At 26.0% G+C, this 21,449-nt stretch carries 20 protein-coding genes, 1 pseudogene and 1 other annotated feature; of the genes and pseudogenes, 19 read left to right on the top strand and 2 right to left on the bottom strand.

The window, feature by feature from the left end:
* Positions 1-19: 19 nt before the first annotated feature.
* The 18 genes and pseudogenes from Q0Y03_RS11025 to Q0Y03_RS10940 all read left to right on the top strand — a co-directional run bounded on the left by Q0Y03_RS11025 (position 20) and on the right by Q0Y03_RS10940 (position 17,734).
* Positions 20-2,377 carry an endonuclease MutS2 gene (locus tag Q0Y03_RS11025; protein ID WP_297713880.1) on the top strand — a complete coding sequence of 786 codons (2,358 nt, stop codon included), beginning with the start codon at positions 20-22 and terminating at the stop codon, positions 2,375-2,377.
* A gap of 77 nt (positions 2,378-2,454) precedes the next feature.
* Entirely contained in the window at positions 2,455-2,922 is a 468-nt protein-coding gene (locus Q0Y03_RS11020; protein ID WP_297713879.1) for a DUF523 domain-containing protein, read from the top strand.
* On the top strand, positions 2,909-3,928 hold the full coding sequence (locus tag Q0Y03_RS11015; protein WP_297713878.1) for a hypothetical protein: 1,020 nt from the start codon (positions 2,909-2,911) through the stop codon (positions 3,926-3,928). The genes Q0Y03_RS11020 and Q0Y03_RS11015 overlap by 14 nt, the downstream gene beginning before the upstream one ends.
* Before the next feature lie 151 nt (positions 3,929-4,079).
* Positions 4,080-4,894: pseudogene (locus tag Q0Y03_RS11010) on the top strand (amino acid ABC transporter substrate-binding protein).
* Positions 4,895-4,917: 23 nt separating this feature from the next.
* On the top strand, positions 4,918-5,583 hold the full coding sequence (locus Q0Y03_RS11005; protein WP_297713877.1) for an amino acid ABC transporter permease: 666 nt from the start codon (positions 4,918-4,920) through the stop codon (positions 5,581-5,583).
* Between the two features lie 10 nt (positions 5,584-5,593).
* Positions 5,594-6,307 carry an amino acid ABC transporter ATP-binding protein gene (locus Q0Y03_RS11000; protein ID WP_297713876.1) on the top strand — a complete coding sequence of 238 codons (714 nt, stop codon included), beginning with the start codon at positions 5,594-5,596 and terminating at the stop codon, positions 6,305-6,307.
* Positions 6,308-6,473: 166 nt separating this feature from the next.
* Positions 6,474-6,710 carry a DUF1292 domain-containing protein gene (locus Q0Y03_RS10995; RefSeq protein ID WP_297713875.1) on the top strand — a complete coding sequence of 79 codons (237 nt, stop codon included), beginning with the start codon at positions 6,474-6,476 and terminating at the stop codon, positions 6,708-6,710.
* Between the two features lie 148 nt (positions 6,711-6,858).
* A complete protein-coding gene (locus tag Q0Y03_RS10990; RefSeq protein ID WP_297713874.1) occupies positions 6,859-7,740 on the top strand; it encodes a DMT family transporter in 882 nt (293 codons plus the stop codon).
* 106 nt (positions 7,741-7,846) lie between these two features.
* Positions 7,847-10,723 (top strand): SNF2 helicase associated domain-containing protein, encoded by a 2,877-nt coding sequence (locus Q0Y03_RS10985; protein WP_297713873.1) that lies wholly within the window; start codon positions 7,847-7,849, stop codon positions 10,721-10,723.
* A 42-nt stretch (positions 10,724-10,765) separates the two neighbouring features.
* Positions 10,766-11,542 carry a tetratricopeptide repeat protein gene (locus tag Q0Y03_RS10980; RefSeq protein ID WP_297713872.1) on the top strand — a complete coding sequence of 259 codons (777 nt, stop codon included), beginning with the start codon at positions 10,766-10,768 and terminating at the stop codon, positions 11,540-11,542.
* Between the two features lie 51 nt (positions 11,543-11,593).
* Positions 11,594-11,956: a hypothetical protein gene (locus Q0Y03_RS10975; protein WP_297713871.1), complete on the top strand. Its 363-nt coding sequence runs from the start codon at positions 11,594-11,596 to the stop codon at positions 11,954-11,956.
* 117 nt (positions 11,957-12,073) lie between these two features.
* Positions 12,074-12,601, top strand: coding sequence for an isopentenyl-diphosphate Delta-isomerase (gene idi / locus Q0Y03_RS10970; RefSeq protein ID WP_297713870.1), 528 nt, complete (start codon positions 12,074-12,076; stop codon positions 12,599-12,601).
* A gap of 98 nt (positions 12,602-12,699) precedes the next feature.
* Positions 12,700-13,044: a hypothetical protein gene (locus Q0Y03_RS10965; RefSeq protein ID WP_297713869.1), complete on the top strand. Its 345-nt coding sequence runs from the start codon at positions 12,700-12,702 to the stop codon at positions 13,042-13,044.
* A gap of 48 nt (positions 13,045-13,092) precedes the next feature.
* Positions 13,093-13,346: a binding site (T-box leader), on the top strand.
* Between the two features lie 133 nt (positions 13,347-13,479).
* Positions 13,480-14,022, top strand: coding sequence for a tryptophan transporter (locus tag Q0Y03_RS10960; protein ID WP_363318743.1), 543 nt, complete (start codon positions 13,480-13,482; stop codon positions 14,020-14,022).
* Between the two features lie 129 nt (positions 14,023-14,151).
* Complete coding sequence (locus Q0Y03_RS10955; RefSeq protein ID WP_297713867.1) at positions 14,152-14,565, top strand: hypothetical protein; 414 nt, start codon at positions 14,152-14,154, stop codon at positions 14,563-14,565.
* A 291-nt stretch (positions 14,566-14,856) separates the two neighbouring features.
* Positions 14,857-15,672, top strand: coding sequence for a TerC/Alx family metal homeostasis membrane protein (locus Q0Y03_RS10950; RefSeq protein ID WP_297713866.1), 816 nt, complete (start codon positions 14,857-14,859; stop codon positions 15,670-15,672).
* Between the two features lie 108 nt (positions 15,673-15,780).
* Positions 15,781-16,728: a hypothetical protein gene (locus Q0Y03_RS10945; RefSeq protein WP_297713865.1), complete on the top strand. Its 948-nt coding sequence runs from the start codon at positions 15,781-15,783 to the stop codon at positions 16,726-16,728.
* A gap of 88 nt (positions 16,729-16,816) precedes the next feature.
* On the top strand, positions 16,817-17,734 hold the full coding sequence (locus Q0Y03_RS10940; protein ID WP_297713864.1) for an LD-carboxypeptidase: 918 nt from the start codon (positions 16,817-16,819) through the stop codon (positions 17,732-17,734).
* A 390-nt stretch (positions 17,735-18,124) separates the two neighbouring features.
* On the opposite strand, the gene Q0Y03_RS10935 is transcribed toward Q0Y03_RS10940, so the two are convergent.
* The gene (locus Q0Y03_RS10935; protein ID WP_297713863.1) at positions 18,125-19,081 is read right to left on the bottom strand and encodes an alpha/beta hydrolase; all 957 of its coding nucleotides are present in this window, start codon (positions 19,079-19,081) and stop codon (positions 18,125-18,127) included.
* A gap of 186 nt (positions 19,082-19,267) precedes the next feature.
* Here Q0Y03_RS10935 and pyrE point away from each other — a divergent pair, with 186 nt between their 5' ends.
* On the top strand, positions 19,268-19,939 hold the full coding sequence (pyrE, locus tag Q0Y03_RS10930) for an orotate phosphoribosyltransferase (protein ID WP_297713862.1): 672 nt from the start codon (positions 19,268-19,270) through the stop codon (positions 19,937-19,939).
* A gap of 224 nt (positions 19,940-20,163) precedes the next feature.
* Here the strand turns inward: pyrE and Q0Y03_RS10925 are convergent, their stop codons facing one another.
* Positions 20,164-21,390: an IS256 family transposase gene (locus tag Q0Y03_RS10925; protein WP_297713861.1), complete on the bottom strand. Its 1,227-nt coding sequence runs from the start codon at positions 21,388-21,390 to the stop codon at positions 20,164-20,166.
* Positions 21,391-21,449: the final 59 nt, after the last annotated feature.

Genomic DNA, 21,449 nt, shown 5'->3' with positions numbered 1-21,449 from the left:
GTTTATATAGGAGAAATTTATGAAAGAAAGAACTTTTAGAATTTTAGAATTTAACAAAGTAAAAGATAAACTTAGAAGCTATGCTGTAACTAGTGGTGGGAAAGAGTTAATAGATAATCTTTCTCCTTACAACTCAATTTATCAAGTTGAAAATAAACTAGAAGAAACTAATGAAGCTTTAGATATATTAATAAAAAAAGGAACTCCACCCTTTGAAGGCTTACATGAAACAAAAGAAGAACTCGAAAGAGCTGGTAAAGGTGGTACATTAAATCCAGGCCAATTAATGAAAATCGGATCAATGCTTAGATGTTCTAGAAGATTCAAAGAATACGTTGCAAGAAAAGAAGAAGAAATAGGTTATAAACATCTTGAAGATTTAGCTTATATTTTAGTACCACTTAAAAATCTTGAAAATGACATTGATTCTGCTATTATTTCTGAAGATGAAATAAGTGATAAAGCAAGTGGAACTTTATATAATATAAGAAGAAGTCTAAAAGAAAAAAATTCATCTGTTAGGGAAAAAATTAATTCTATTGTTAGAGCTAACTCAAAATATTTACAAGATTCTCTTTACACAATGAGAGGAGATAGATATGTAATTCCTGTCAAAGCAGAATATAAAGGTGCCGTACCTGGTCTTGTACATGATCAAAGCTCTACTGGTGCAACACTTTTTATTGAGCCAATTAGTCTAGTTAATTTAAATAATGAAATTAAAGAATTAATGCTTAAAGAAAAAGCTGAAATAGAACGAATATTAAGTGAGCTTTCTGCAAAGGTTCATGATAATATTGATGCTTTAAGAAGTAACTCTAACATTCTAAGAGAGTTAGATTTTATATTTGCTAAAGGAAAATATGCTTCTTCATTAAATGCAATAAAGCCAACTGTTAGCAAAGATAGAAGTTTTGATATCTTAGGTGGAAAACACCCTTTAATTGATCCAAAAGTAGTAGTTCCTTCTGATATATATTTAGGTAAAGAATTTACTACACTTATGATTACAGGACCTAATACAGGAGGTAAAACTGTAACTTTAAAAACTGTAGGATTATTACATTTAATGGCTCTAAGCGGCTTATTAATACCAGCAAAAGATGGCTCATCAATTGGTTTCTTCAAAGATATTTTTGCTGATATAGGTGATGAACAAAGTATAGAACAATCTTTATCAACCTTTTCATCACATATGACTAATATAGTAACAATTTTAGATGCTGCTTCTTTTGACTCATTAGTGTTATTTGATGAATTAGGCTCAGGAACTGACCCAACTGAGGGTGCTGCATTAGCTGTATCAATTATCGAAACCTTAAATAAAAGAGGATGTAGAATTATAGCTACAACACATTATAGTGAATTAAAAGGATACGCTTTAAAAACAGCTGGTGTTGAAAATGCCTCTGTTGAATTTGATGTAGAAACATTAAGACCTACATATAGATTATTAATAGGTGTGCCTGGTAGATCTAATGCTTTTGAAATTTCAAAAAGACTTGGCTTAAGTGAAGATGTTATAGTAAAAGCTAAAGATTTTATGTCTGAAGAAAATCTACAATTTGAAGATTTAATTAGAGATCTTCAAGAAAAGAGTATAATAGCTAATCGTGATGCAAGAGAAGCTAAAAGAATAAAAGAAGAAGCAGAAATCTTAAAGAAAAAGTATGATGAAAAGCTTAAAAAGCTAGATACAGTTAGAGATAAAGTTTATGATGAAGCTCGTCAAGAAGCAAAGCAAATCATTTCTAATGCAAAAGATGAGGCTGATGAAATAGTTAAAGCAATGAGAGAGCTTGAAAAAATGGGAATAGCTGCAGGTGGTAGAAATAGACTTGAAGAAGAAAGAAGAAAACTTAAGGCTAGCCTTGAAGAAAAAGAAGCAGCTATGATTAAGTCTAGAGAGAATACTGGTGAAGCTATTACTAAAGTTACTCTTGGTATGGAGGCATTCCTACCATCTTTAAATCAAAGAGTAATAATTCTATCAAACCCTGATAACAAAGGAGATGTACAGGTAGAAGCAGGAATAATGAAAATTAATGTTAAATTAAAAGATTTAAGAAAGGTGCCAGAGGAACCAAAGAAAAAAGAAAAAAAGAAAAGAGAAGTTAAATTAAATATGAAATCTGTTGATAGTAGAATTGATTTAAGGGGAATGGACTCTGAAGAGGCTTGTTATAGAACAGATAAATATTTAGATGAAGCATACTTAGGAAACTTAGGTGAAGTTACTATAGTACACGGAAAAGGAACAGGAATTTTAAGAAAAGCTATTAATGACATGTTAAAAAGACATCCACACGTAAAATCATATAGACTAGGTGTATATGGTGAAGGTGGCGATGGAGTAACAATTGTAGAGTTAAAATAGAGTCAAATTAATAAATTAAATTCATTTGAAACCCTTTCCTAGTATGCTATAATTAAAGCATACTAAGGAGGGGTTTTATGTATTTAATAAGCGCATGTTTGTGTGGAGTAAATTGTAAATACAACGGATTAAATAATTATAACGAAATATGTGATAAATTATTTACTTCTGGAAAAGCAATTTTAGTTTGTCCAGAGCAGTTAGGGGGATTACCTACACCACGTATACCAAGTGAAATTATAGGAGAATCTTCAAATATATTAAATAATAATAATGGTTCGGTAATTGATAAAAATGGTAATGATGTAACACCACAATTTGTAAAAGGTGCAAAAGAAACATTACAAATTGCAAAAAAGCTAAATATTAAAAAAGCTATACTAAAGGATGGTAGCCCATCATGTGGTGTTAATTACATATATAATGGTAATTTTAACGGAAGTAAAATAAAAGGTATGGGCCTAACAGCACAATTATTAAAAGAATCATCTATTGATATAATAAGCGAACTTGAATTAGGAGGTAACATAAATGGGGATATTTGATTTTTTTAAACGAAAAAAAGATGTTGATGAAGATATTAATTTAGAAGAAGCTTTAGATATAAAAGAAATAAAAGAAGAAGATAATAATACTACAAATAATATGAATATTACAAATAATGAAACTGATAGCTTTAACTATAATTTTGTAATAGATAATATAGAAGAGTTTCATAATAGAAATGAACTTACGCCAGAAGAATTAAAATCTTTAATAACTGGTGAAATATTAAAAGTAGTTGATAAATCGCAAAGCTTTGATTCAATGGAAGTATATGCAAAAGAGGCTGCAAAAGCAATAGGAATAGAAAACATACAACCATTAACAGAATATTTATACGGTGGTATTTCCAAACCTAATGCTTTAAAAGGAAGATATAATGGATTAGGAGCTTGGCCTAATGCTGTAAAAAATGCAGTATTAACTATATTATATTCATTTAATGAACATAGTGTTGATGAACTATTAAAAATAGCTAATGATAAATCTAGTAATAGTATAAAAGCTGTAAACTTATTATGCAAAATGGCTGCTAAAGGAATTGAAGAAGATAAAATTATAGACTCCATCATTTATATAATGGAGAATTTTACTGATGAAAATATTATTTCGACATTAGGATTTTTATCACAAGTAAAAAATAATGCAAAAGTTTCAAAAACCCTAGAAGTTTATTTTAAAAAGTATATTTATGATAATAATATTGAATCAGCATATGATGTTACATTAAGTATAATAAATAATGTTGGAACATTTACAAGAGAACAATTAATATTTTTAAAGGCAGTAGCACTTAGTGACGAAGTATTAGAATTATCATTAATTTTAAAGAACGAAAATGGTGAGTTTGATCTATCATCTGTAGCAGAAGATTTAAGACTTAAAGCTGCTTTAAGTTTTTATTCTTTACATAATAAAGATGAAGAAATAAATAGTAAATTAATGTACCTAAGAGATAACTCTTTAGATATGGAACTTAGAAAATATTTAACTGATATTTTAGGTTAATTTTTAATATTATAAAAACAATTAGAATGATGAATAATATATTTATCATTCTTTTTCTTTTCATAAAAAATAACTGGAAAACTATTGCTTTTAACGCTTTAATATGATAAAGTATTAAATGATAAAAGTATTAACTGAGGGGGATATACTTATGAATTTATGTAAATTAATGAAAAAGATAATTTTAGTGGCAAGTATTTTAACTTTGGCAATTGCCTGTGTTGGATGTTCTAATAAATCTTCTGATAGGACATTAGATAAAGATACACTTATTGTTGGAATAGATGATGTATTTGCTCCATTGGGATTTAAAGATGAATCTGGCGAAATAACTGGATTTGATATTGATTTAGCTAAAGAATTAGCTAAAAGGTTAAATAAGAAAATAATTTTTCAACCAATTGATTGGACAATGAAAGAATCTGAATTGAAATCAGGTAATATTGATTTGATATGGAACGGATATACAATTACTGATGAAAGAAAAAATAAAGTAGATTTTTCAGTTCCTTATTTAAAAAATAAACAAGTCATAGTAACACTAGCAAATAGTGATATTAATTCAAAATCAGACTTAGCTAATAAAAAAGTTGGTGCCCAAAGTGAATCTTCAGCTGTTGCTGCAATGGAAAAAGAGTCAGATTTATATAATAGCTTTAACAGTGGAGGTGCTATTACTTTTGAAGATAACAACCAAGCTTTAATGGATTTAGAGGCTGGTAGACTTGATGCAGTAGTAGCAGATGAAATTCTTGTAAGATACTATTTAAGCTTAAAGGGAGAAGATAAATTTAAGATCTTAGAGGATAACTTTGGCGAAGAAGAGTACGGCGTTGGTATTAGAAAGGTGATAAGGAAATGGTAGATGCCTTTAACAAAGCTTATAAAGAAATGCAAGAAGACAGTACATTAAAAGAAATATCTGAAAAATGGTTTAATGAAGATATTACAATGAAAGTTAAATAAATAAAAAGAGAGGAGCAACTAAATTGGACAATATAATAACTACACTTTTAAATTATTTTTTTACCTTATTACCACAAATTTTAGATGGATTAAAGGTAACACTTGAACTATTTATTTTAACATTAATACTATCTATTCCTTTAGGGATTATTGTAGCATTAGGTAAGTTGTCCAAAATAAAAGTTATTAACAAAATAACAAGTTGTTATGTTTTAATAATGCGAGGAACTCCTCTTCTTTTACAAATAGTATTTATATTTTTTGGACTTCCTAATCTAAATATTATAATTGATAGATTTCCAGCAGCTATAATTGCATTTACATTAAACTATGGAGCTTACTTTGGTGAAATATTTAGGGCTGGGATATCTTCTGTAGAACTTGGGCAATACGAAGCTTCTCATGTATTAGGGTTGTCAAAAAAAGATATATTCTTTAGGATAATCTTTCCACAAGCTTTTAAAACTATATTACCACCTGTAACAAATGAAATAGTAACTTTAGTAAAAGATACAGCTTTAGTATATGCTATAGGCATAGATGAACTATTAAGAGTTGGTAAAATAGCATGTAATAGAGATTCATCTTTATTGCCATTAGTAATTATAGGAGTAGTTTATTTAATTCTTATAGGAGTTTTAACTAAAATATTAGACAAGCTTGAAAGAAAATATCAATACTATAATTAAGAGGTGAATTATGTTAAAGATTAGAGGTTTAAAGAAATCTTTTGGTAATACTACAGTATTAAAAGGTGTAGATTTAGATATAATGGAAGGTGAAATTGCTGTAATTGTAGGTCCATCTGGTGGTGGAAAAACAACTTTACTTAGAGTAATAACTGGTTTAGAAACTTGTGAAGAAGGTACTATAGAAATTGCTGGGGATGTACTTTGTAAAAATGGAAAGTATGCTGACAAAAAATCAATTAATGCTATTAGAAAAAATATAGGCCTTGTTTTTCAAGGGTTTAACCTTTTTCCTCATAAATCTGTATTAGAAAATATTATTGAAGCGCCTATTAGAGTCTTAGGTGAAAATAAAGAACATGCAATAGAAAATGCAATAGAAATTTTAACATTCTTAGGATTAGAAGATAAAGCTAAGAACTATCCTTGTGAACTATCTGGTGGACAAAAACAAAGAGTGGCTATTGGTAGAGCATTAGCATTAAATCCAAAATTAATGTGTTTTGATGAGCCAACTTCAGCTTTGGATCCATCCTTAACAAAAGATGTTGCAACACTAATTAAAAGTTTAAGCCAAAAGGGTATGTCCATGCTTATAATTACTCATGATATGGAATTTGCAAAACTTGTTTCTAATAAAATTGTATCAATGGATTCAGGGATAATTATTGATAAACATATATATAACGACAAAATTGAAATTTCACAAAATACCCCTATATAAAATTAAATTAGTAATTTAGAACAGATTCAATTAATAATTTAGTACAAAAATGACAATTTTATTTATAGCAAACATTTGTTCTTTAATCCGTTATTATAAATTTCTATAATAATTTCCTCTTCTTTTTATAATACTAATATTATTAATGTTATAAGGAGAGATTAAAATGGCTGAAAAAACTATGAAATTTACAGATGATGCAGGAAACAAGGTTGAATATGCTATATTAGAGCAAAAACTAATTAATAAAACTGAATATGTTGCAATGGCCCCAGTAAATAATAAAAGTGCTGTGGAAATATTTAAAATTGCCTTTGATAAAAATTGGAATGAAACATTAATTCAAGTTGAATCTAAAAATGAATTAAATATGGTTAGACAGGTATCTAGCATTAAGTTTTAAGTCTAAACAATAAAAGATCTAGTAATTAGGTCTTTTTTTATTTAGATAAATATATCAGATATATTTATCTTTATAATTGATAATTATATCTAGATGATAATGATTATTTATGATAATCTATAACAAAAAAGATTTTTTAGGAGGATATATGAAAAAAATAAAATTAAGTAATAGAACAAAAGGTGTTTTATTTATAATAATGTCTTCATTTGGATTTGCTATGATGTCTGCATTTGTTAAACTTTCAGGAGATTTACCATCATTTCAAAAGACATTTTTTAGAAATATAACATCTTGTATAATTGCATTTATATTAATAATTATTAATAAAGAAAGTTTCTTTGGAAAATTAGAAAATCAGAAAACTTTAATTTTACGATCAGTATTTGGTACTCTAGGAATAGTTTTTAACTTTTATGCAATAGATAAATTAGTATTATCTGATGCTAATATGTTAAATAAATTAAGTCCATTCTTTGTAATAATATTCAGTGCCCTTTTCTTAAAAGAAAAAATAAATATAAAACAAGGACTAGCTATTATTGTAGCTTTTATAGGGGCATTATTTATAATTAAGCCACAATTTAATTTTGATATAATTCCATCATTGATTGGTGTATTGGGTGCTATATGTGCAGCTGCAGCTTATACTTGCTTAAGAGCTTTAGGTGGAAAAGAAAAATACTACACTATTGTATTTTACTTCTCATTCTTTTCTACAATAGCTATATTACCATTTATGCTAATAGTATATAAAGAAATGTCAATGTTACAATTTGTTTATTTAATTTTAGCAGGTATATTTGCTAGTATTGGACAATTTGGTATTACTATAGCTTATAAATATGCAAAAGCAAAGGAAATATCTATATTTGACTATAGCAATATTCTATTCTCAGCAATAATAAGTATAGTTTTATTTAATGTTATTCCAGATTATCTAAGTGTAATTGGATATATAATTATATTTGCTGTATCATTATATATGTTTTTATACAATAAAAAGTTAGATAAAATTGAAAGAAAATAATAAGAAAAAAAGTTGTACTATATGTAGTGCAACTTTTTTCTACTCTTTATACTTCTAAATACTTATTTACCTATGATATAATTAAAACTTGTAAAGGAGGGGTAATATGTATAATAATAAAACTTCAAATGTTTTAGATATCCTTCTTAATAATAAAAATAAAGAAGAATTAAAGATAGAAGTGTATTTAAATAAAATAGATTATAAAGGACAACTCTCTATAGAATTTAAAATTGGTTTAAAAAACAAATCGTCTAATAAATTAAATATAATAAGAGATATAAGACAGTTTTTGGTCTATTACGAAAATAATATCTCCCTAAAATATAGTAATGATTTCACATTTGATATAAGTAAGCAGTATTTTTCAAGTAAGGATCTTGCTTTAATTGACTTTATGTATGAACTTCTAGAAATAGAAGGGAGTAAATCTAAATATCTAAAATCTGATGATAAATTGATTGAAGGTAAATACATATATCCACCTAAATATCTAATTAAGGAATTATTTTATATTATAAAAGATCATCGTATTTACTTTAATTATGGTTTCTTTAATAGACCTGTTGACTGTGAAATACTATTAGGAAATCCTTATATAGAAATGAATTTAGAATATATAGATAAAGAGTATAATCTAAAACTTCTGTCTGACTTACCTATAATACTAAACAACAACTATAATGTTTTACTTAAAGGTACTACCATATATTTACCAGATAAAAACTTTATTAATAAAATAAAACCTTATTTTGAAATCTTCAAAAAATATAATAAAGTTATTATACCTAAAAGTGAAGAGGAAAGAGTTTTAAAAGAGCTTATTCCAACCCTTAATAATATAAGTGATAACTTAATATTATCTTCAAATATTAAAGAAAAGGTTGTTTTAGCTAAACCCCAATTTAACTTTTATTTTAATAAAGAAAATAACTTTGTTCTAATGACATTAAAAGTTCAGTATGATAAATTTGAATTTAATATATTTAGTGAATTTGATGAAAAAATAATATATAGAGACTTCAATAAAGAACAAGAAGTTATGTCAGCTTTAAAATCACTTGGATTTGATTATGTTAATGATAAATACTATTTAACATTAGGTGATGATTATATATATAATTTCTTTAAAAATAAGATTCATGAGCTACAAAAATTTGGTGAAGTTTATTATTCTGAAAATTTTAAAGGTATTCGTAAGATAGATTCTAGAGGAATAATAGGACATATCTCTGTAGGTAAATATGATTATTTTGAATTAAAATTTGATATAAAAGATATACCTCAATTTGAAATAAGTAATATTTTAAGAGCTTTTAGAGACAATTTAAAGTATTATAAACTTGAAAATGGCGAATATTTAGATTTAGAATCTTTAGAATTAAATAACTTTTTAAAACTACTATATAATCTTAATTCCTGTAACAATATAGAAAATAACACAATTGAATTTCATAAGAGTAAGGGTTTATACGCAAATGAATTTATAAAAGGAAATAATATCAAGTTCATGAAAGGAATTGGATATCTAAGAAACCTTAAATCTCAATTTAATAATATAAATAAATTAAAATATGAAATTACAAAAGAGTTTGTAGGAGATCTTAGACAATATCAATATACAGGGTATTGCTTTTTAAAAACTTTATATAATCTAGGATTTGGGGGAATATTAGGGGATGAAATGGGGTTAGGTAAAACTATACAAACTATTGCCTTTTTATCATCTATCAAAGATAAAATTTCTTTAATTATAGCTCCCTCTTCATTAGTCCTTAATTGGAAACAAGAGTTCAGTAAATTTGCTCCTGAATTAAATGTTAAGTTAGTTACAGGTATAAAAGAAGATAGAAGTAAAACTTTAGAGAATATCGAAGAATACGATGTTTTAATAACTACATATTCATTATTAAGAAATGATATAGATAAGTACTTGAATATTGATTTTAATTGTGTAATATTAGATGAAGCACAAAATATAAAAAATTATACATCACAAAATGCAACATATGTAAAACAACTTAATAGTAAAAGTAAGTTTGCTCTTACGGGAACCCCTATTGAAAATTCTTTATTAGAATTATGGTCTATATTTGATTTTATAATGCCTGGATACTTATTTGACAGAGATACTTTTATAGTAAAATATTATAGAAGATTTATGGATAATAATGAATTATCTATAGAGTTTAAAAATTTAATAAAGCCATTTATATTAAGAAGACTAAAAAAAGATGTTCTTAAGGAGCTCCCTGCAAAAATTGAAAAAATTATTGAAGTAGAACTTCCTAAGTCTCAACAAAAAGTCTATAGCATTTATAATAATAAGGTTATAGATTTAATTGAAAAGAAAATACGTGATGATGATTTTTCAAATGGCAAGATAGAAATACTATCATATATAACAAAATTAAGGCAAATAGCATTAGATCCAAGTGTTGTACTAGAAAATTATGAAGGTGAAAGCGGTAAAATAGATGCTTTAATAGAATTATTACATCAAGCTAATGATGAAGGTCATAAAATATTAGTTTTTTCTCAATTTACTTCTGTTTTACATAATATAAAAAAAAGATTAGAAATAGAAAGTTTGAAATATTGTTATTTAGATGGTACACTTTCTCATAAAAAGAGAAATGAGGAAGTAGATACCTTTAATAAAAGTAATATTCCAATATTCCTAATAAGTTTAAAAGCTGGTGGTACTGGTCTAAATCTGCAAAGTGCAGATGTTGTTATACACTTTGATCCATGGTGGAATCCCTCTGTAGAAGATCAAGCAAGTGATAGAGCTCATAGAATAGGTCAAAAAAATATAGTTGAAGTAATAAAACTTATATCTAAAGATACAGTAGAAGAAAAAGTTATTAAACTACAAAATGAAAAGAAGCAATTAATAAATAAAATTTTAGATGATAATTCTCTAAACACTAATAATATTTTTGATCTATCAAAAGATGAAATATTACGGTTATTTGAATAATTTAAATAACCTATCTAAAATACAATAAAAAGAGGTATTATAATGGAATTAAATAAAGACTTTTTAGAAAAATATAATGATTTAATGAATGAAGATGTTGAATTAGCTCTAGAGTTTTCATTAAATGCATTAAAAGAAAGTAACAATGTAGATTTCTATGCTTATATTGCTGATTGTTATATGTCATTAGACGAGTTTGATAAAGCTGTAAATACTTTAAAAATAGGTTTATCTAATAATTGTAGTAATAGCACATATGCTAAAAGTTTATTAGGAGAATCTTTATTTTACTTAAATAACTTTGAAGAAAGTAAATCAGTATTCGAAAATTTAAAATTAGAAAATCCTAATAGTTTTTTCGTTACAGCTTACTTAATTGATATAAATATTAATTTGAATAAATATGAAGAGGCTATTAAATTAGGCATAGATATATTAAATTCTAATGTACTAGATTCAAATGATACTGCATATATATTAGTTAATCTAGGATGGATTAATTTAAAATATCTAAACACTAAAGATAAAGCTCTAGAATATTTTAATAAAGCATTAGAACTTGATAAAAACATTGGTAGAGCATATATTGGATTAGCTGAATATTATTTTAGTATTGGAGATTATAATATCTCATTAGTAAATTATGAAAAAGCAATAGATTTACAAGAGGGAACAATTGATGTCTATTTTGGTATTGCAATGTGTTATAAAGCCTTAAAACAATATGATGATGCTTTAAGTTATTTACACATAGTACATGATGCAGATATCACTAACGAAATATACATAAAAGAAATCAGGGAAATAGAAAATTTATAAATTTGAATTAAGTTTGAAAAAAGTGATTATACTAAGGTTGAGGTGATACTTATGTACCAAAGTATAGGAATAAACTTAAGCAAAAATTTAGATGCTGCTACAAAAAGAATAAAAGTTCCTGCTATTACACAAAGAACATATTACAAAGATTCGGATAATTGCGAAGAAGAATTCATTAATTTTTATAAATCTGATTCTGATTATAATAATATCGATTATGATGATAATATTAGCTATTTAGATGATGATTATGACCAATCTATAAATGATGATTCTGAATGTTCATGTGAATGCTGTAATAAGTGTTCATTAATGGATAAAATGAAAAATATGGATTCTAAAGTTGCAGTTATGGCTGGAGTAGGTGCTTTAATAGGATTCATTGGTTTGTATAAATTGCTTAAAAGAAAATAAAGTATTTATGAATATCTTTAAAATAAGCGTCGTAAATTACTAACGACGCTTATTTTATATATAGTAATCTTATAAAATCCTATTTAATTATAAATCATTATTAAGGAGAAGTTTAAAATGAAAGAAATTATAGTTTGTGTTGATGAAAATGACAATGAAATAGGATATATTGAAAAAATGGATGCTCATATTAAAGGAGTACTTCATAGAGCATTATCGGTATTTATTTTTAATGAGAAAAATGAACTGCTTCTACAGAAAAGATATGCTAGAAAATATCATTCACCTAGTCTTTGGACAAATACTTGTTGTACACATCCTAATAAAAACGAAAGTACAGATTCTGCTGCTAAAAGACGTTTGCAAGAGGAAATGGGATTTTCTTGTGATTTAAAAGAAGTATTTTCTTTTATGTACTATATTAAGTTTGATAATAATCTTATAGAGCATGAATTTGATCATGTATACTTTGGTAGATATTCAGATAAGATTTATATAAATCCCTTAGAAGTTGAAGATTATAAATGGATGTCAATAAATGAAATAGAAATTGATATAAAAAATAACCCTGAAAAATATACTTATTGGTTTAGATATATAATAGAAAATCACATAAAAGAAATTGAAGAAAATATAAATTTTTAGACTTATATAATATATTACTATTGTAAGTAAATTAATAGTAATATAAAATATTTTATATAAAATCTAATTATTTTACAAATGAAAGGAAATAAATAAATATGGATAATAAAAAGCCACAAGAATATATAGCTAATATAGCTAAGGCATCATCTTACTTTGCATTTAAAAATGGTCCGATCAAAGAATTATGTAAAGCCGGAAAAATTTCTGAAGAAGAAATGAATAATTTGCAAGCGTATATGCAAAATCACTTAGCTTATCTTTATACAGTATTACTTGAAGAAAATAATCTTAAAAAATTTGATTTAGTAATTAGTACTATGAATAAATTTTATGTTGATGATAAAGAAGAAGTGTTATTAGCTGATGATGGCTTTGATAAGTTTTATGAAAACTTATTTCCACAAGTATCAAATATATCAATAAATAATATAAAAAAATAGTATTGACCTATATCCATTTTATTAATATAATAGTGCTAACAACAAATTTTAAATTCTTAGACAAGGGATAGTAGTATATCTTAGTTTCAATAAAGAGAGTTAAGGATGGTGAGATCTTAACAAGAAAGAGTTATATGAATGGGCCTTAGAGAAGTAAAGGGAAAAGTTTTCTTAGTACCGGATACCGTAACCTACACGTTATAGTAGGACAAGTATGTTAGTACTTGGTTTTAAGTGATGAAGTTTATTGTTTAAATTTCATAAATTAGGTGGTACCGCGGATTATTTACTCCGTCCTATAATATAGGACGGAGTTTTTTTATTTATAAATTGAAGGAGGTGATTAATATGGTATGAACAATAGCTAAATCAAATTTGAATTTTGAAATTTATAATTATTATTTAAATTTAGGAGGAATGAAAATGAAAACAAATATGAATACAAAAAAACTGGTTATTAATGCTCTTCTTTTAGCTATAGGTGCTATATTACATCAAATAACTCCAGCTATAGGCTTACCAATGCAACCTGATTTTGCTTTAGCAATGCTTTTTATTATTATGATAATTAATAATAATGACTATAAAATATCTCTCATCTCTGCAATAATTACAGGTGTATTTACTGCCTTAACAACTAAATTTCCGGGTGGTCAACTGCCTAATATTATAGATAAACTAATAACTGTAAATTTAATGTATATTATTTTATTAACTTTAAACAAAACATTAGAATATATAAATATTAATAATAATATTAAACAAAACTTATTAGTAATAATAAGCTTTCTATTAGGAACATTAATAAGTGGAACTACTTTCTTGATATCAGCACAATATATTGTTGGATTACCAGCAAAATTTTCAATACTTTTTGTAACTACAGTAATTCCAACACTTTTAATAAACACAATAGGTGGATTTATTCTTTACCGAGCAATAAATGTATCATTAAAAAGAATCTTAAGATTTAATTAATATTTGTTGTTGATATTTATATTTTATTTTGTTAAATTATAAATAAGCTTTTTGGGATATAAAACCTTTTACAAAAAGTAAAATCACTTTTTGTAAAAGGTAAATAAAAAACTAGGAGGAAACATAATAATGTACATAGCATTTGGAAATAGAGTTTTAGATAGTAAGGATATTAAAAATATAATTGAAGAAAATACTGAGTTTAAAGTAATAAAAGACATGAGTAAAGGTTCTAAAAGAGAAGATATAATTGCCTTTAATTTAAGTGTAAGTATAGATATATTAAATCAAGAAATTGATGAAAGTACTAACATTAATGAATTAGACGAAGATTCTTTATTTGATGAATATATGGCTTCTACAGAGGAATTAGGTTTTGAACTTGAAGAATACTTACCTGAAGACTCTATAATAGATTTTAAAGCTTATAAATGGGAGCCTTCTGATAATGATATAAAGGCTGTTTTAGTTATGGCTAATGAAGAGCTAGGATATAATAAACTAAAAGATGTAATGAGAAGATTATTAACACAAGTTGAATAAATCTAAAATTACTTTTTAAATATATTAAATTATTAAAGAAAGTTATCATAACTAATATTCATAAAAATATAAATATAAATAATATATTGATTTATAACACTATAAAATATATTAGTTTGCATCTAGATATTTTATAGTGTTATTTGCTTTATAATTCTAATTATATAAATAATATATTAATCAAAAAATATTAAATTTAACCTTACTTTTTATTATGCCTAACTATAAATAAATTTATATATTAAATCATATAATTATTCTGTGAATTAATTTAATATAAGGAGAAATAGTTTGAGAGCAAGAAGTGCATTAAGAAACTTTATAATGTGGGCAAGCCTTGCCTTTGCAGTTAATGTATTTATTTATTTTATTTTTGGAGCAGATTATGGTATTGAATTTTTAGGTGGATACATAATTGAATTAAGTTTGAGTGTAGATAACTTATTTTTATTTTTAATTATATTTACCTCATTTAACATTCCAATTCCATATCAAAAAAGAGTACTTACTTATGGTATCCTAGGTGCTATCATATTGAGATTTGTATTTATTTTTTTAGGAGTTGTAATAATTAATAAATTTAACTGGGTTTTATATATTTTCGGCTTTTTCTTATTTTGTAGTGGTTTAAAAATATTATTAAATAAAGAAGAAGAGTTTGATTTTTCAAAAAGTAAAGTTTTAAATGTTATGGAACATTTTATTCCAGTTACAAAGGAAATACATAAAGAAAAATTCTTTGTTAAAATTAATGGATTATTGTATGCAACTCCTTTATTATTGATTTTAGTCTTAATTGAAAGTTCTGATATTATATTTGCATTAGATTCTATTCCAGCAATATTTTCTATCACCACCAATCCATATATAGTTTATTCATCTAATATATTTGCTATTTTAGGTTTAAGAAGTATGTATTTCTTATTAGTAAAATTAAATAGTATGTTTATTTATATAAAATATGGAGTTGCATTTATTTTAATGTTTACAGGAATAAAACTATTTGTTTCATTCTGGGGAATTAGTATATCAACAGTAATATCATTACTAGTTATTGCTATTATTTTATTAAGCAGTATTTTATTTTCATTAATAAGAAGTAATTAATTATGATGTTTAGAATACTATATATAAGTCTTTAAATATTATAGATTTAAAGGCTTATAATCTCTATTTTATACTATTTTATAAAACTCTATAAGGAGGTAATATCTTTTGAGTGATGCTCTTGACTTACTTATTTATCTTGATGAGGCCTTAACCAAGAATTTAAATTCTTTGGTTATAGATGGATTTATTGAAAAAAGGACCTCTAGATTTATAGAAGATAGAACCTTAAATGCCAAAACAGGAGCTGAAGGTAGTAACCAACATTATGGTGAAGATAGATGCATAAGGGATGAACGTGATGGATATAAAGGAAAAAACTTCACTGAAGCTGATACCGTAACAACAGTAAATAGAGAAAATCAATCGTTGGAAGGTAGAAGATTTGTTAGGCGTGAAGAAGAGTTAACTAGAATATTTACAACATTTGAAATACATCAACAATTGATTCAAGGTTTAAATCAATCAAATTTAATAAAAGAATTAAATAGCAGTAGTTATTCAACATCTAATATAAATTCAGGTGATTATGTTAAATTAAGTGGGCAAATATCTAGTGAATCTATGGTATCTTATATAGATAGTTTATCTAATTTGTTATCATGTATTGGAACAGATAATCTAAATTCATATTGTCAAACTTTAAAAAGTACTAATAGTTCATTTGTAAACTATGATACCATGTACAAGCAAGTTAATTACTTAAAATCACTTTTAACTACTAATAACAGTCAAGATATGATTGTAAAATGTGGAAATATGGATATTGTATTAACAGTTAATAATAGTAATTTTATTAGTACCTATGCAAATATTTATGATAGTGCAGATTGTCCATGTACCATAGTTGGGAAGGTTATTAGAAAATGTAGCTCAGATCAATGTATTCATTTGTTGAGGAAATCTGGGCAACCTAATTTTTATGAAAAGTTTTTAGGATGTTGTTCTCCTCTTATGGATAATATATCTAATACAGGAATATATCTACCTGAACAACCGCGATTTAAAGTTCCTGGGGAATCTTTACTTTTAATACCTATTAGTATGCTAATTTAAAATTATATCAAAAATACTAATCAATAATTACTAATTTTTATTTATAAATAATATATTAAAATATATTGATTATAAAAGGATGATAAAAATGATTAAACCTAAACCATTACAAAAAGGTGATAGCGTAGCTATAATAGCACCTGCAAGTCCCTCTGATAAAAATTTAATTGATAAATGTATAACTTCATTAAATGAGTTAGGATTAAAGGTAGTAGTAGGGGAAAGCTGTCTATCGGAACATGGATTTTTATCTGGAACTGATGATATAAGAGCAAATGATATAAACTGTATGTTTGCAGATAAAAATATAAAGGGAATCTTTGCACTTAGAGGTGGCTATGGCTGTGCTAGATTATTAAATCTTATAGATTTTAAATTAATCAAAAAAAATCCTAAAATATTTGTTGGTTATAGTGATATTACTGCACTTCATATTGCTATAAATCAAAAAAGTAAACTTATAACATATCATGGTCCTATGATATCAACTGAGCTAATAAAAGGATTAGATGAATATAGTGCTGATTATTACCAAAAATTCATTTTTGGATACGAGAAAGTAGAAGAATTAGTTAACCCTGAAGAAGATAATCTTGAAATTATTAATACTGGTATAGCTACTGGCCAACTTGTTGGTGGAAATTTATCATTAATTTGCTCTTCCTTAGGAACAAAATATGAAATAAATACAAAAAATAAGATATTATTTTTAGAAGAGGTCGAAGAAGTACCTTATAAAGTAGACAGAATGCTTACTCACTTAAAACAATCTGGAAAGTTAAAAGAAGCAAATGGAATAATTTTGGGAGCTTTTACTAATTGTATTGCTCCAAATAATAAAAAAAGTTTATCATTACAAGAAGTTTTCAACGAAATTATTTTGCCATTAAAAAAACCAACTATAAGCAACCTAGCTTGCGGACATTGTCTTCCAACTTTGACGCTTCCTTTAGGAGCTAAAGTACTTCTTGATGCTAATAATAAAAAAATTAAAATTCTTGAATAATATTGTGCATCCAGTAACAGGTAATAATTAATTATATAACCTAAAGGAATGGTGTAATTTGCGTTAAGAATTTATATCTTTCTTTCCGTAAAAACTGCTAAAGCTTCGAAGGGCATTTCATTCCCTTAAGTGAGATTCAAAATTTTAATTTTGTTAATCGAACTTACACATTCGACGTAAGGAGAAGGTGCTTTCTTCTAAAAGGAAACTCACTCTTCACTATTGATCAGAGGAGTAAGTTAAGCTAACTAAATTTAAAATTTAGTTAGCTTAACGCAGTTTTTACTCCAAGAAAGATTAAATTCTAAAACTTAATTACAATATTCCTTCCAGTAATATCATTAATATTTTCTCTTTTACTTTGGATTAACTTCAATGCAATCTTAATATTTAATTAGTTTTACTTAATATATAATCAACAATTTTCATATATAAATTTAGTGCTTCAGTGTTTGATAAGTTTTCTAGATAATGAGTACAATTTTGCAAAGTATATAATTCAAAATTATTGTTATACTTTAATGCAGTTTCATATAATTCTACAGAAGTTTCATAAGGTACAATATTATCCTTTAAACTATGAATTATAAGTGTATCAGGTAAATCTTCTTTTACATATTCAATTGGACTAAATTCTTTAGATAGTTTTTCTATATCATTATCACTAAACCTTTCAACAACCTCTTTTGGTCCCACTGATAAATTTACTTTACTTAACCTAGCTGGACCAAACAAGTCAATTATGTACTTTACTTTAGATGAATATGATTTTAATGATTTATCTCCTATAAACTCATCATCCTGTGAAAAGGCAGCCATCATTGAAAGTTGAGCACCTGCAGATGGTCCTATTATTCCTATGTTATTTACATCAAAATTATACTTATCTTTATTTTTATATACCCATCTAATTGTATCTTTAACGTCTGATATTTGTTCTTCTAAAATAACTTCATCATCCATTAATTCATATGATGTACTAATTACTGCATAACCTTCATCTTTAAGTAAATCAATAATAGATTCTATAGCTGAAGGGATTACTTTATCACCATACATCCACCCATTGCCAAATACGTATATAATTACCGGTGTTGCTTCATTTGCTTTTTTATCGGTATAAATATCTAATGTAAGTTCTTTATTATCTCTTTTTTTATATATCACATCTTTATATGTTATATCTTCAATTGGTTCATTATAAAAATCGCTAGAAATAGTTGGTAGACTATTACTTAGCTTTATAATTTCAGCTAAAAACTTTAATTTTTTCATGCTAACAGCTGAAATAGTGACTAGTATTAAAATGATAATTGTAAAAATTAAAGGTCTTTTTTTTATCTTCATAGCTATCTCCTAAAAGTATAATTTTAAAGTATAATTTTTCAAATTGTACTTTTATTTTTTAATTATTGACATATTCAAAATATACTAACCATAAATATAATTTTATTTAAAATATTTATTAGCTTTTTTTTCCGAATGATGTTACAATATTTAAGAAAAATATACATATTAAAGGAGTTGTTTTCTATGCAAAAATACAAACAAGAATTTATTGAGTTTATGGTAAGAAGTAATGTTTTAAGATTTGGAGAATTTGTTACAAAAAGTGGACGTCAAACACCATTTTTTATTAATACAGGAAACTATACTACAGGAGAACAACTTGAAAAATTAGGTGAGTTTTATGCTAAAACTATTAATGAACGTATTGGTTGTGATGTAGATGTATTATTCGGGCCTGCTTACAAAGGGATTCCATTAACTGTTACTACTGCTATATCTATGAATAAACTATATGGAGCAAATGTTGAATATTGTTCAAATAGAAAAGAAATTAAAGATCATGGAGAAGGTGGAATTTTACTTGGCGCTAAATTAGATAGCACAAAAAAAGTAGTTATAGTTGAAGATGTTATGACTGCAGGAACTTCGATTTATGAAACAGCACCAATACTAAAATCTCAAGGTGATGTAGAAATTGCTGGATTAGTAATATCTGTTGATAGAATGGAAAAGGGGAAAGGTGAGCAATCAGCTCAAGCTGAAATTAAAGAAGCATTTGGAATTACAACTTATCCTATAGTTACAATGGCTGAAGTTGTTGAATACTTATATAATAGAGAAATTGATGGAACTGTCTATATTGATGATAAGATAAAAGCTGCTATAGCTGAATATTACAAGAAATATGGAGTTTAAAATTTAAGTATAAAAAATATAAGTGAGCCTGTAAATAATTTTGTGTATTCTAAATTTCCTCTTGGAAATAATGAGTGATTTTCAAAATCTAAATTTTATTTAGTTTTGTCTAAATATAGGTTTTATTGACATTTTAAATATTACCCTATATGTATATTATCCCCACTTATTGGGAATAATATACGTTAGGGAAAATATCAAAAGAACTTTATTTTAGGTTTATCCTAATTTAAGGTTCTTTTTTCATCTAAAATATCACTAAAAATAATATTCAATTGATTAATAACTAAATCCCAATCTGCATAAGCTCTGGTCCATTTCTTTGCTACGCGTTCAACGGCTAGATATAGCATTTTCATTAAACTATCATCATTAGGGAATATTAATTTTGTTTTAGTTATTTTTCTAAATTGACTATTTAAACTTTCTATAACATTAGTTGTATAGATTATTTTTCTTATATTACCAGGGAAAGCAAAGAATGTACTTAAGTTATCCCAGTTATCTTCCCAGCTCTTTATTGCATTAGGGTATTTATTACCCCATTTATCCTTCATAGCAAGTAAATTATCCATAGCAATCTCTTCGTTAACGGCAGTGTAAACGCCTTTTAAATCAGCTACAAAAGCTTCCCTATCTTTATAAGATATATATTTCATACTAGAACGTATTTGATGTATTATACACCTTTGAATTTTAGCAAATGGGAAAGTAGCTCCAATAGCTTCCTTAAAGCCATTAAGGCCGTCAACGCAGAATATAAGCACATTTTGAACACCTCTATTCTTTAAATCATTTAATACAGATAGCCAAAATTTACTTGATTCATTAGCTCCAATCCATATTCCTAAAACCTCCTTTTCTCCATCTAAATTGACACCAATAACAACATACGCAGCTTTAATCACTACTTGTTTATCTTCTCTAACTTTATAATGAATTGCATCCATAAATACAAATGAATATGTTTTTTCTAGAGGTCTACTTTGCCATTCGGCTACCAGCGGTAAGATTCTATTTGTAATATTAGATACAGTTTCAGGACTAACATCCACTCCATAAAGTTCTTTTACTTGTTCAGAAATATCACGTGTTGTCATTCCAGTTGCATATAAACCTAATATTTTTTCCTCTATTCCATTAACTGATCTTTGATGTTTAGGAACAATTTTAGGTTCAAATTCACCATTTCTGTCTCTTGGTATACTTATTTCAACTGGTCCTAATTCTGTTTTTATTGTTTTCTTTGAATAACCATTTCTACTATTATCAACAGATTTGCTACTAGAATCATACTTTCCGTAGCCTAATGCTTCATCCATTTCAGCTTCTAATGATTCTTGAAGCACATCTCTAAACATATCTTTTAGGGCGTTTAAAATTTCATTTGGATTAGTAAAGTTTTGCTCCTTAATATATTCTCTTAATAATTCTTTCGACATATTTGACATATAAAAAACTCCTTCTTGTAATAATTTCTTATCTCAATTATTGCCAAGAAGGAGTTGAT

It is taken from the genome of Clostridium sp., assembly GCF_026168755.1.
Classification (GTDB): domain Bacteria; phylum Bacillota; class Clostridia; order Clostridiales; family Clostridiaceae; genus Clostridium.
The sequence above is the reverse complement of the archived record's forward strand: the minus strand, read 5'-3'. Positions and strand labels throughout refer to the sequence as shown.

What these genes read in the sequence shown, in the direction of transcription:
- Q0Y03_RS11025 (WP_297713880.1), top strand. Translation starts at nt 20, where the DNA reads ATGAAAGAAAGAACTTTTAGAATTTTAGAATTTAACAAAGTAAAAGAT.
- Q0Y03_RS11020 (WP_297713879.1), top strand. Translation starts at nt 2,455, where the DNA reads ATGTATTTAATAAGCGCATGTTTGTGTGGAGTAAATTGTAAATACAAC.
- Q0Y03_RS11015 (WP_297713878.1), top strand. Translation starts at nt 2,909, where the DNA reads ATGGGGATATTTGATTTTTTTAAACGAAAAAAAGATGTTGATGAAGAT.
- Q0Y03_RS11000 (WP_297713876.1), top strand. Translation starts at nt 5,594, where the DNA reads ATGTTAAAGATTAGAGGTTTAAAGAAATCTTTTGGTAATACTACAGTA.
- Q0Y03_RS10995 (WP_297713875.1), top strand. Translation starts at nt 6,474, where the DNA reads ATGGCTGAAAAAACTATGAAATTTACAGATGATGCAGGAAACAAGGTT.
- Q0Y03_RS10990 (WP_297713874.1), top strand. Translation starts at nt 6,859, where the DNA reads ATGAAAAAAATAAAATTAAGTAATAGAACAAAAGGTGTTTTATTTATA.
- Q0Y03_RS10985 (WP_297713873.1), top strand. Translation starts at nt 7,847, where the DNA reads ATGTATAATAATAAAACTTCAAATGTTTTAGATATCCTTCTTAATAAT.
- Q0Y03_RS10980 (WP_297713872.1), top strand. Translation starts at nt 10,766, where the DNA reads ATGGAATTAAATAAAGACTTTTTAGAAAAATATAATGATTTAATGAAT.
- Q0Y03_RS10975 (WP_297713871.1), top strand. Translation starts at nt 11,594, where the DNA reads ATGTACCAAAGTATAGGAATAAACTTAAGCAAAAATTTAGATGCTGCT.
- idi (WP_297713870.1), top strand. Translation starts at nt 12,074, where the DNA reads ATGAAAGAAATTATAGTTTGTGTTGATGAAAATGACAATGAAATAGGA.
- Q0Y03_RS10965 (WP_297713869.1), top strand. Translation starts at nt 12,700, where the DNA reads ATGGATAATAAAAAGCCACAAGAATATATAGCTAATATAGCTAAGGCA.
- Q0Y03_RS10960 (WP_363318743.1), top strand. Translation starts at nt 13,480, where the DNA reads ATGAATACAAAAAAACTGGTTATTAATGCTCTTCTTTTAGCTATAGGT.
- Q0Y03_RS10955 (WP_297713867.1), top strand. Translation starts at nt 14,152, where the DNA reads ATGTACATAGCATTTGGAAATAGAGTTTTAGATAGTAAGGATATTAAA.
- Q0Y03_RS10940 (WP_297713864.1), top strand. Translation starts at nt 16,817, where the DNA reads ATGATTAAACCTAAACCATTACAAAAAGGTGATAGCGTAGCTATAATA.
- Q0Y03_RS10935 (WP_297713863.1), bottom strand. Translation starts at nt 19,081, where the DNA reads ATGAAGATAAAAAAAAGACCTTTAATTTTTACAATTATCATTTTAATA.
- pyrE (WP_297713862.1), top strand. Translation starts at nt 19,268, where the DNA reads ATGCAAAAATACAAACAAGAATTTATTGAGTTTATGGTAAGAAGTAAT.
- Q0Y03_RS10925 (WP_297713861.1), bottom strand. Translation starts at nt 21,390, where the DNA reads ATGTCAAATATGTCGAAAGAATTATTAAGAGAATATATTAAGGAGCAA.